This window comes from Streptomyces thermocarboxydus (assembly GCF_024760485.1).
GTDB classification, from domain to species: Bacteria; Actinomycetota; Actinomycetes; order Streptomycetales; family Streptomycetaceae; genus Streptomyces; species Streptomyces cellulosae.
The window spans coordinates 1,738,472-1,749,780 of the sequence record NZ_CP058273.1; the positions used below are offsets into that span (position 1 = coordinate 1,738,472).

Annotated in this window: 8 protein-coding genes; 3 read left to right on the plus strand and 5 right to left on the minus strand. The window is 71.5% G+C overall.

Annotation, left to right across the window (positions count from 1 at the left end):
• Window positions 1-3: 3 nt before the first annotated feature.
• A complete protein-coding gene (locus AY578_RS08140; protein ID WP_161107322.1) occupies window positions 4-546 on the minus strand; it encodes a response regulator in 543 nt (180 codons plus the stop codon).
• A 147-nt stretch (window positions 547-693) separates the two neighbouring features.
• The gene (locus AY578_RS08145; protein ID WP_019525483.1) at window positions 694-1,032 is read right to left on the minus strand and encodes a chorismate mutase; all 339 of its coding nucleotides are present in this window, start codon (window positions 1,030-1,032) and stop codon (window positions 694-696) included.
• Between the two features lie 85 nt (window positions 1,033-1,117).
• On the opposite strand from AY578_RS08145, the gene AY578_RS08150 reads away from it, so the two are divergent.
• The 3 genes from AY578_RS08150 to AY578_RS08160 all read left to right on the plus strand — a co-directional run bounded on the left by AY578_RS08150 (window position 1,118) and on the right by AY578_RS08160 (window position 4,055).
• A complete protein-coding gene (locus AY578_RS08150; RefSeq protein ID WP_161107323.1) occupies window positions 1,118-2,017 on the plus strand; it encodes a hypothetical protein in 900 nt (299 codons plus the stop codon).
• A 200-nt stretch (window positions 2,018-2,217) separates the two neighbouring features.
• Window positions 2,218-3,144 (plus strand): rhomboid family intramembrane serine protease, encoded by a 927-nt coding sequence (locus tag AY578_RS08155; protein WP_019525481.1) that lies wholly within the window; start codon window positions 2,218-2,220, stop codon window positions 3,142-3,144.
• Complete coding sequence (locus AY578_RS08160) at window positions 3,141-4,055, plus strand: chitosanase (RefSeq protein WP_215048992.1); 915 nt, start codon at window positions 3,141-3,143, stop codon at window positions 4,053-4,055. The genes AY578_RS08155 and AY578_RS08160 overlap by 4 nt, the downstream gene beginning before the upstream one ends.
• A gap of 96 nt (window positions 4,056-4,151) precedes the next feature.
• Here AY578_RS08160 and AY578_RS08165 read toward each other — a convergent pair whose 3' ends face one another.
• From AY578_RS08165 to AY578_RS08175, 3 genes are all read right to left on the minus strand, one after another.
• A complete protein-coding gene (locus AY578_RS08165; protein ID WP_019525479.1) occupies window positions 4,152-5,615 on the minus strand; it encodes a glutamate synthase subunit beta in 1,464 nt (487 codons plus the stop codon).
• Window positions 5,608-10,206, minus strand: coding sequence for a glutamate synthase large subunit (gene gltB, locus AY578_RS08170; RefSeq protein WP_078504607.1), 4,599 nt, complete (start codon window positions 10,204-10,206; stop codon window positions 5,608-5,610). The genes AY578_RS08165 and gltB overlap by 8 nt, the downstream gene beginning before the upstream one ends.
• A gap of 369 nt (window positions 10,207-10,575) precedes the next feature.
• Complete coding sequence (locus AY578_RS08175) at window positions 10,576-11,307, minus strand: VIT1/CCC1 transporter family protein (RefSeq protein ID WP_019525477.1); 732 nt, start codon at window positions 11,305-11,307, stop codon at window positions 10,576-10,578.
• Between the last annotated feature and the right edge of the window lie 2 nt (window positions 11,308-11,309).

The following is an 11,309-nucleotide window of genomic DNA, read 5'->3' on the forward strand; positions in this document are numbered from 1 at the left end:
GGCCTATGTCCGGTCCCCGCCGAGCTCCGCGGTGTGCGCCCCCGGGGGCTGCGTGGGGAGCACGTGCGCGTGCGGCGGGGGCGGCGCGGGGCGTGCGGCGGGGGCGCCGGCGGCGTCGAGCCGGGCGCGCAGGGAGCGCAGCTCGGCCTCCAGGGCGAGCCGGCGCTGGTGGGTGTCGTAGAGGTGGCGCACCTTGGTGCGCAGCGCCCAGGGGTCGACGGGGGTGGTGACGAGGTCGGCCACGCCGAGGCGGTAGGCGGCGGCGCCGAGCCGGTGGTCGCGGGCGAAGCCGGTGAGCAGGACGACGGGTATGTGCCGGGTCTGCTCCAGGCGGCGCATCCAGCGCACGACGTCGAGGCCGCCGGTGCCGGGCATGTGGGCGTCGAGCAGGAGCACGCCGACGTTGCCGCGCAGCAGCTGCTTGAGCGCCTCGTCGCCGCTGGTGGCCCGGCCCAGCGGCTGTCCGAGCGGGGCCAGGGCGCTCTCCAGGGCGTACAGCGTGTCCTCGTGGTCGTCGACGAGGAGGATGCGGGCGGTGGGCGGCATGGGGCACGTCCTTCCCTGCCAGGGCCGGACGCGGGTCCGGTTGCTGACGGACGGTGTGCGTGAGCCGACAAGGCGTGCACAGCGAGCATGCACCGCGTGGGCCGCCCTGTCACTCCCCGCCGCGCACCGGACCCTTCACCGGCCCGTTCAGGACGTGCCGTTGGCCGCGTCGTCCGCGATGCTCTCGTGGTGGCGGATCACCTCGGCGATGATGAACGTCAGGAACTTCTCCGCGAAGGCCGGGTCGAGCTTGGCGTCCTCGGCGAGGGCGCGCAGCCGGGCGATCTGGCGGGCCTCGCGCCCCGGGTCGGCGGGCGGCAGCCGGTGCTCCGCCTTGAGCCGGCCGACCTGCTGGGTGCACTTGAAGCGCTCGGCGAGCATGTGGACGACGGCCGCGTCGATGTTGTCGATGCTGTCGCGCAGTCGGGTCAGTTCCTCGAGGACCGCGGGGTCGGCGTCGGGGGTGGCGGCGTTGCTGGTGGTCATGGCGGCCCAGCCTACGGCGGGGCGGACCCGCGGCGGCGGCTCGGCTCGTACAGTGGACGGTGTCCAGGCGCGGCGGGGGTGCGACGTGGCGAACGGCGGACCGGTGGAGCACGGTTACCCGCATCTGCGGACGGTGCGGGAGTCGGTCACGGCGCTGTACCGGCGCCTTTCCTACGACACGGTGCGCACGTTCTCGGCGAGCGTGGCGCCGGCCGACGTGGCGTTCGCTGACGCGGACGACCTGCATCTGGGGGCGCAGCGGGTGGCGCGCGAGATGGTGGCGCACTACCGGCTGCCGGACGCGCGGCTGATCGTCGGGTTCCGTGAGATGACGCATGCGGCGAACGTCGAACTGACCGCGGGGCCCGAGTACTTCGTCGAGCTGAACGACCGGTTCCGGGACCACCGCCGGGACATCGGGGCGGCGCTGGCGCACGAGGTGGCGCACGTGTACCTGCACCGGCTGGGGCTGTCGTTCCCGTCGACGCGGGAGAACGAGATCCTCACGGACACCGCGGCGACCTATCTCGGGGCGGGGTGGCTGCTGCTGGACGCGTTCCGGGAGGACAGGGCGTCGACGCAGAAGCTCGGGTACCTCACGCCGGAGGAGTTCGGGTACGTGCTGGCGAAGCGGGCGCTGCTGTTCGGCGAGGACCCGTCGGTGTGGTTCACCAGTCCGCAGGCGTACACGGCGTACCGGGAGGGGCTGGCGCTGGCGCGGCGGGACGCGGAGCAGCCGCCGCTGCGCGCGGCGGGCTGGACCGGGCGGCTCCGGTACGCGCGGGACCGCAGGCACGCACAGGGGCACGCTGGGGCGCCGGAGGCGGGGCGGGAGACGGCGTACCGGTTCTCGGCGGACGGGCACGGCCCGCTGCGGGTGTCGTTCCCCTGTCCCACCTGCCATCAGCGGATCCGGGTGCCGGTGGCGGGGAGGGTACGGGCGCGGTGCGGTCTGTGCCGGTCCGTGCTGGAATGCGACACGTAGGACCTCCGGCGGTTCGACCCGGTGCCGGCCCTCGGGCGCCCGGCACCCGTGCCCCACACTCAACGACCGCCACAAGAGCGGCATTTCACCCCGCCATTCGCTCACTTCTCAGGTGTTCGCTATTTTGTTCGCCGCTGTCGTAGTGTGCGCCGCCGTCCCCCGCCGGCCGTTTTCGTCCCGACTCGCCGAGGAGCCGGCCTGTGGAACCCGAGTCCGCCGTCACCACCTGCTACCGCCATCCGCGGGTGGAGTGCCATGTGCGCTGCGTCCGCTGCGAGCGGTACATCTGCCCCGACTGCATGCGCGAGGCCGCGGTCGGCCACCAGTGCCCCGACTGCGTCCGTGAGGGCGCCCGGTCGGTGCGGCAGGCGCGCACCCTGGTGGGCGGCCGGGTCTCCGTCGTCCCCGTGGTCACGTACGCGCTGATCGCGCTCAACGCGCTGGCGTACCTGGCGGAGGTGGTCCGGCCGGAGGTCGTGGACCGGTTCGCGATGGTGGGCGCGGGGCTGCTCGGCCCGGACGGCGGCCACTACGTGTGGACGCAGCCGTACCCGGCGGACTTCACGCCCGAGGGGGTCGTGGGCGGCGAGTGGTACCGGCTGCTGACCGGCGCGTTCCTGCATCTGCCGCCGACGGAGGGGACGTTCGGTCTCCTCCACGTGGTGATGAACATGGCGATGCTGTGGAACCTGGGCCGGGCGGTCGAGCCGATGCTCGGCCGGGTCCACTACCTCGCCCTGTATCTGCTGTCGGCGCTGGGCGGTTCGGTGCTGGTGCTGCTGCTCGCGCCCTCGGACCCCACGGTCGGCGCCTCCGGCGCGCTGTTCGGGATCGGGGCCGCCTACTACGTCGTGGCCCGGCGGGTCGGCGCCGACATGCGCGGGGTGAACCGCTTCATGACCGGGCTGCTGCTGTGGCTGGTGGTCTCCGCGGTGTTCACCTCGTGGCAGGGCCACCTGGGCGGGCTGCTGACCGGCGGTCTGGTGGCGCTCGCGTTCGCCTGGGCGCCGCGCGACGGACGCCGGGTGCTGGTGCAGGCCGGCGCGTGCGCGCTGCTGCTGGTGCTGCTCGCCGTCCTGGCGGCGGTCAAGGTGTCGGACCTGACAGGTGGAGGGATCCCCCAGTGAAACGTGCCGGTGTGCTCTTCCTCGCGGGCCTTCCCGTGGTCGCCACGGCGGTGTACTTCGTCCTGCCGTCGACAGCCGCCGACGCCCCCGCCGTCCCGACCTCCGTCGGCGCGCAGTCCTCCCGCGACGACGCCAAGGAGCGGGCCGAGCAGGACCACGAGCAGCAGCGGGACGAGGACGACGAGACCGTCGCCTCCCTGCCGCCCGGCCTCGCCGCCCCCGCCAAGAGGGAACTGGCGCACCGGCTGGTGGCGAGCGCCGAGCACTCCACCACCGACTGGCGCTCCACCTACGGGATCATCGAGGACCGCGACGACGACTGCGGCTACACCGCGGGCATCATCGGCTTCTGCACCGGCACCCACGACCTGCTCACCCTGGTCGAGCACTACACGGAGAAGAATCCCGGCAACGGCCTCGCGCGCTATCTGCCCGCCCTGCGGAAGGTCGACGGCACCGACTCGCACGAGGGACTCGACCCGGGCTTCACCGAGGCGTGGAAGGCGGAGGCGGAGGTGCCGGAGTTCCGCGCCGCGCAGGAGGAGGAGCGCGACAGCGTCTACTTCGACCCGGCGGTCCGCCTCGCCAAGCTGGACGGCCTGGGCACCCTGGGCCAGTTCGTGTACTACGACGCGATGGTCTTCCACGGCACCGGCACCGACGAGAACGGCTTCTACGCCCTGCGCGAGCGCGTCCTGGAGCAGGCGAAGACGCCCGCCGCGGGCGGCGCGGAGACGGACTACCTGGACGCCTTCCTCGACGCCCGCCGTGAGGCCATGCTCACCCGCTACCCGGACCGCGACACCTCCCGCGTCGACACCGCGCAGCGCCGGTTCCTCCAGGCCGGGAACCTGGACCTGGACACCCCGCTCACCTGGGAGATGTACGGGGACTCCTACACCCTGTCCTGAACATGTCGCGGCGCCTGCCCAGTCGGTCCGGTCGGGGACTGGCGGGCAGGCGCCGCGGTGTTCCGCACGCCTTTGTGCGGGACGTTCTCCGGGGTGTCAGACCGCGAGGGCGCGGTCCGTCGGGCGGATCGGGGCGGGCAGGGCGCTCGCCCCGGTCAGGTACCGGTCGCAGCCGCGGGCGGCCGAGCGGCCCTCGGCGATCGCCCACACGATGAGCGACTGGCCGCGGCCGGCGTCACCGGCGACGAACACGCCGGGCACGTTGGTCTGGAAGTCGGCGTCGCGGGCGATGTTGCCGCGCGCGTCCAGCTCCAGGCCGAACTGCTCGACCAGGCCGTTCTCCCGGTCGGTGCCGGTGAAGCCCATGGCGAGGGTGACGAGCTGAGCGGGGATCTTGCGCTCGGTGCCCGGCTTCTGCGTCAGCTTGCCGTCGACGAACTCCACCTCGGTCATGTGCAGCCACTGGACGTTGCCGTCCTCGTCGCCCTCGAAGTGGGTGGTGGAGACGGAGTAGATCCGCTCGCCGCCCTCCTCGTGCGCGCTGGTGACCTTGTAGAGCATGGGGAACGTCGGCCACGGCTGGGCGACCGGGTCCCGCTCCTCGTTGGGGCGGGGCATGATCTCCAGCTGCGTCACCGAGGCGGCGCCCTGGCGGTGGGCGGTGCCCACGCAGTCGGCGCCGGTGTCGCCGCCGCCGATCACGACGACGTGCTTGCCCTCGGCGGTGATGGGCGGGGAGACATAGTCGCCCTCCTGCACCTTGTTCGCCAGCGGCAGGTACTCCATGGCCTGGTAGATGCCCTTGAGCTCGCGGCCGGGCACCGGCAGGTCGCGCGGGGTGGTGGCGCCGACGGCGAGGACCACGGCGTCGTACCGCTTGCGCAGCGCGGTGGCGGGCATGTCACGGCCGATCTCGATGCCGGTGCGGAACTTGGTGCCCTCCGCGCGCATCTGCTCGATCCGGCGGTTGATGTGCCGCTTCTCCATCTTGAACTCGGGGATGCCGTACCGGAGGAGGCCTCCGATGCGGTCCGCGCGCTCGTAGACGGCGACGGTGTGGCCGGCCCGGGTCAGCTGCTGGGCCGCGGCCAGGCCCGCGGGGCCGGAGCCGACCACCGCGACGGTCTTGCCGGACAGGCGCTCGGGGATCTGCGGCGCGACGTCACCGGTCTCCCACGCCTTGTCGATGATCGAGACCTCGACGTTCTTGATGGTGACCGGCGGCTGGTTGATACCGAGCACGCACGCCGACTCGCACGGGGCGGGGCACAGCCGCCCGGTGAACTCGGGGAAGTTGTTCGTGGCGTGCAGCCGGTCGCTCGCCGCGCCCCAGTCCTCGCGGTAGGCGTAGTCGTTCCACTCCGGGATGAGGTTCCCGAGCGGACAGCCGTTGTGACAGAACGGGATGCCGCAGTCCATGCAGCGGCTGGCCTGCTTGCTGATGATCGGCAGCAGGGAGCCGGGGACGTAGACCTCGTTCCAGTCCTTCTTGCGCTCCTCGACCGGACGGGACGTGGCGACCTCGCGGCCGTGGTTCAGAAAGCCCTTCGGGTCAGCCATTGATCGCCGCCTCCATCATCTTCTCGGTGATCTCGGTCTCGGACAGACCGGCTCGCTCGGCGGCGTCCTTGGCGGCGAGCACTGCCTTGTACGTGCTGGGGATGATCTTGCTGAAGCGCTGCACACTGGTGTCCCAGTCGGCGAGCAGCTTCTCGGCGACGGTGGAGCCCGTCTCCTCCTGGTGCCGGCGGACCACGTCGTGCAGCCACTGCTTGTCGGCGTCGTCCAGCGCCTCCACGGCCGTGACGTTGCCGGCGTTGACGTTGTCCCGGTCCAGGTCGATGACGTACGCGATGCCGCCGGACATGCCGGCCGCGAAGTTGCGCCCGGTCTCGCCCAGGACGACCGCGTGACCGCCGGTCATGTACTCGCAGCCGTGGTCGCCCACGCCCTCGGAGACGACCAGCGCGCCGGAGTTGCGGACGCAGAACCGCTCGCCGACCTTGCCGCGCAGGAACATCTCGCCGGCGGTGGCGCCGTAGGCGAGGGTGTTGCCGGCGATGACGCTGTACTCGGCGAGGTGGTCGGCGCCGCGGTCCGGGCGGACGACGATACGGCCGCCGGACAGGCCCTTGCCGACGTAGTCGTTCGCGTCGCCCTCCAGGCGCAGCGTCACACCACGCGGGATGAAAGCGCCGAACGACTGGCCGGCGGAGCCGGTGAAGGTGATGTCGATGGTGTCGTCGGGCAGACCCGCGCCGCCGAACTTCTTCGTCACCTCGTGGCCGAGCATGGTGCCGACCGTGCGGTTGATGTTGCGGATGGCGACCTGGGCGCGCACCGGCTGGGCGTCCTCGGCCCCGGAGGCGGACAGCGCGTCGGCGGCGAGCTTGATCAGCTCGTTGTCGAGCGCCTTCTCCAGGCCGTGGTCCTGGCCGACCACCTGGTGGCGGGCGGCGCCCTCGGGCAGCTCGGGCACGTGGAACAGCGGCTCGAGCTCCAGGCCCTGCGCCTTCCAGTGGTTGACCGCGCGGGTCACGTCCAGCACCTCGGCGTGGCCGACGGCCTCGTCGATGGAGCGGAAGCCCAGCTCGGCGAGGAGCTCGCGGACCTCCTGGGCGATGAACCGGAAGAAGTTGACGACGTACTCGGCCTTGCCGGAGAACCGGTCGCGCAGCACCGGGTTCTGGGTGGCGATGCCGACCGGGCAGGTGTCCAGGTGGCAGACGCGCATCATGACGCAGCCGGAGACGACGAGCGGCGCGGTGGCGAAGCCGAACTCCTCGGCTCCGAGCAGCGCGGCGATCACCACGTCACGGCCGGTCTTCAGCTGGCCGTCGGTCTGCACGACGATGCGGTCGCGCAGGCCGTTGAGCAGCAGCGTCTGCTGGGTCTCGGCGAGGCCGAGCTCCCAGGGACCACCGGCGTGCTTCAGCGACGTCAGCGGGGAGGCGCCGGTGCCGCCGTCGTGGCCGGAGATCAGCACCACGTCCGCGTGCGCCTTGGAGACACCCGCGGCGACGGTGCCGACGCCGACCTCGGAGACCAGCTTGACGTGAATGCGCGCCTGGGGGTTGGCGTTCTTCAGGTCGTGGATCAGCTGGGCGAGGTCCTCGATGGAGTAGATGTCGTGGTGCGGCGGCGGGGAGATGAGCCCCACGCCCGGCGTCGAGTGACGCGTCTTCGCGACCCACGGGTAGACCTTGTGGCCGGGCAGCTGGCCGCCCTCGCCGGGCTTGGCGCCCTGGGCCATCTTGATCTGGATGTCGTCGGAGTTGACCAGGTACTCGGAGGTCACGCCGAAGCGGCCGGAGGCGACCTGCTTGATGGACGACCGGCGGGCCGGGTCGTACAGGCGCTCCGGGTCCTCGCCGCCCTCACCGGTGTTGGACTTGCCGCCCAGCTGGTTCATGGCGATGGCGAGGGTCTCGTGCGCCTCCTGCGAGATGGAGCCGTACGACATGGCGCCGGTGGAGAACCGCTTGACGATCTCGGAGACCGGCTCGACCTCCTCGACCGGGATGGGCTGCCGGTCCGACTTGAAGCCGAACAGACCGCGCAGCGTCATCAGCCGCTCGGACTGCTCGTTCACCCGCTCCGTGTACTTCTTGAAGATGTCGTAGCGGCCCGAGCGCGTGGAGTGCTGCAGGCGGAAGACCGTCTCCGGGTCGAACAGGTGCGGCTCGCCCTCGCGGCGCCACTGGTACTCGCCGCCGATGTCCAGCGCGCGGTGCGCCGGGGCGATGCCGGAGGCGGGGTACGCCTTGGCGTGGCGGGCTGCGACTTCCTTGGCGATGACGTCGATGCCGACGCCGCCGATCTTGCTGGTGGTGCCGTTGAAGTACTTCTCGACGAAGGACTCCTCGAGACCGACGGCCTCGAAGACCTGGGCGCCGCGGTAGGAGGCGACGGTGGAGATGCCCATCTTGGACATGACCTTGAGCACGCCCTTGCCGAGGGCGTAGATCAGGTTCCGGATGGCCTGCTCGGCCTCGATGCCGGGCAGGAAGGTTCCGGCGCGGACCAGGTCCTCGACGGACTCCATGGCCAGGTACGGGTTGACCGCGGCGGCGCCGTAGCCGATGAGCAGGGCGACGTGGTGGACCTCGCGGACGTCGCCGGCCTCGACCAGCAGGCCCACCTGGGTGCGCTGCTTGGTGCGGATGAGGTGGTGGTGGACGGCCGCGGTGAGCAGCAGCGACGGGATCGGCGCGTGCTCGGCGTCGGAGTGCCGGTCGGACAGGACGATCAGCCGGGCGCCGTTCTCGATGGCGGCGTCGGCCTCGGCGCAGATGTCCTCGATGCGGGCGGCGAGGGCCTCGCCGCCGCCGGCCACGCGGTACAGGCCGGAGAGGGTCGCGGCCTTGAAACCGGGCATGTCGCCGTCGGCGTTGATGTGGATGAGCTTGGCCAGCTCATCGTTGTCGATCACCGGGAAGGGCAGCGTGACGCTGCGACACGCGGCGGCCGTCGGCTCCAGCAGGTTGCCCTGCGGGCCGAGCGAGGAGCGCAGCGAGGTGACCAGTTCCTCGCGGATCGCGTCCAGCGGCGGGTTGGTGACCTGCGCGAACAACTGGGTGAAGTAGTCGAACAGCAGCCGCGGGCGCTCGCTGAGCGCGGCGATCGGCGAGTCGGTGCCCATCGAGCCGATGGGCTCGGCGCCGGTCTTGGCCATCGGGGCGAGGAGGACGCGCAGCTCCTCCTCGGTGTAGCCGAAGGTCTGCTGGCGGCGGGTGACCGAGGCGTGCGTGTGCACGATGTGCTCGCGCTCGGGCAGGTCGGACAGCTCGATCTCGCCGGCCTCGAGCCACTCCTCGTAGGGGTGCTCGGCGGCGAGCTGCGACTTGATCTCGTCGTCCTCGATGATGCGGTGCTCGGCGGTGTCCACGAGGAACATGCGGCCGGGCTGCAGACGGCCCTTGCGGACCACCTTCGCCGGGTCGATGTCGAGGACGCCGACCTCGGAGCCGAGGACGACAAGGCCGTCGTCGGTGACCCAGTAGCGGCCGGGGCGCAGGCCGTTGCGGTCGAGCACGGCGCCGACCTGGGTGCCGTCGGTGAAGGTGACGCAGGCCGGGCCGTCCCAGGGCTCCATCATCGTGGCGTGGTACTGGTAGAAGGCGCGGCGGGCCGGGTCCATGGAGTCGTGGTTCTCCCACGCCTCCGGGATCATCATCAGCACCGAGTGGGGCAGGCTGCGGCCGCCGAGGTGCAGCAGCTCCAGCACCTCGTCGAAGGACGCGGAGTCCGAGGCGTCGGGCGTGCAGACCGGGAAGATCCGCTCGAGGTCCTTCTCCGTGCCGAACAGGTCGGACATCAGCTGCGACTCGCGGGCGCGCATCCAGTTGCGGTTGCCCTTGACGGTGTTGATCTCACCGTTGTGCGCGACGAAGCGGTACGGGTGCGCGAGCGGCCACGACGGGAAGGTGTTCGTGGAGAACCGGGAGTGGACCAGCGCAATGGCGGAGCCGAAGCGGCGGTCGGAGAGGTCCGGGAAGAAGGGCTCGAGCTGGCCGGTGGTCAGCATGCCCTTGTAGACGATGGTCCGCGCGGACAGCGACGGGAAGTAGACGCCCACCTCGCGCTCGGCGCGCTTGCGCACCACGAACGCCTTGCGGTCCAGTTCGATGCCCGTGCTGACCCCGTCGGTGACGAAGAGCTGGCGGAAGACCGGCATGGTCGAGCGGGCGGTGGCGCCGAGCAGCTGGGGCGCGACCGGCACCTCGCGCCAGCCGAGGACGGTGAGCTCCTCGGCGGCGGCGATCTCCTCGATGCGGGCGACGGCCTCGTCGGCGCCCTCCTCGGGGAGGAAGGCGATGCCGACCGCGTAACCGCCGGCCGCGGGCAGGTCGAATCCGGCCACCTCGCGGAAGAAGGCGTCCGGGATCTGGGAGAGGATGCCCGCGCCGTCGCCGGAGTCGGGCTCGGAGCCGGTGGCGCCGCGGTGCTCGAGGTTCCGCAGGACGGTGAGGGCCTGCTCGACCAGGGTGTGGGACGCCTCGCCGGTGAGGGTGGCGACGAAGCCGACGCCGCAGGCGTCGTGCTCGTTGCGGGGGTCGTACATACCCTGCGCAGCAGGGCGAGCATCCATGAACGACCAGCTCGTGCGGTCGTTCGAGGAATGCTGGGACGGCTGGCGCGGCGTACGCATCGGCTCTCCCGTCGTCGTCAATTGGCATTGGTGCAAGTGCCGAGGGACGACGTTGGCCCTCTGCGTGGCTAAATTTCGTGCAGGTTACATGATGGAACGCCTCTCGGGTACCGGGATAATCCGTTCCAGCATGCGGACATCGTCCGGGTCGCGGCGGGGTTCCGCGCCCGTCGACGGAAGCTGTGGGGAGCCGGTGCGGACAGATCGGTGTCCGCCGGCCCGATGGCGGGAAGAGGCCTCTTCGCCTCTTCCGCTGGGCACGCCGTCGGCCTCATTGCCTGCAGCGCGTACGGCTCATGCCCACTGGTCACACATGCGAAACCAGCAAGTAATGATTGTTTATGCGAAGCACCGCATAGACGCAAGAGCTCATCCTACGGCGGTACCGAAAAACGATCCCAGGGCGTACGTCACACCGGCCGCCGCGCCACCCAGGGCGAGCTGCCGCAGGCCGCTGAACCACCAGGAGCGCGCCGTGACCTTCGCCACCACGGCCCCGCACAGGAAGAGCCCGAGCAGCGCCACCAGCACCGCCGGCCACAGGGTGCTCGCGCCGAGCAGGTACGGCAGGACCGGCAGCAGCGCGCCCAGCGCGAAGGACCCGAAGCTGGAGACGGCGGCGACGGTGGGCGAGGGCAGGTCGCCGGGGTCGATGCCCAGTTCCTCGCGGGCGTGTATCTCCAGGGCCTGCTCGGGGTCGCGGGAGAGCTGCCGGGCGACCTCACGGGCCAGGCCGGGCTCGACGCCGCGCGACTCGTAGAGCGCGGCCAGCTCGGCCTCCTCGTCCTTGGGGTGCTTGCGCAACTCCCCGCGCTCGACGTCCAGCTCGGCCTCGACCAGCTCGCGCTGGGAGGCGACGGAGGTGTACTCGCCGGCCGCCATGGAGAAGGCGCCGGCGGCCAGTCCGGCGAGGCCGCTGAGGACGATCGTCTGCTGGCCGACGGCCCCGCCGGCGACGCCGGTCATGAGGGCGAGGTTGGAGACCAGCCCGTCCATGGCGCCGAACACCGCGGGGCGCAGCCAGCCGCCGTTGACGTCGCGGTGGGTGTGGTTGTCGCGGTGCGCCTCGTGGAGCGTCGCCTCGGTCTCGATGATGGCCATGC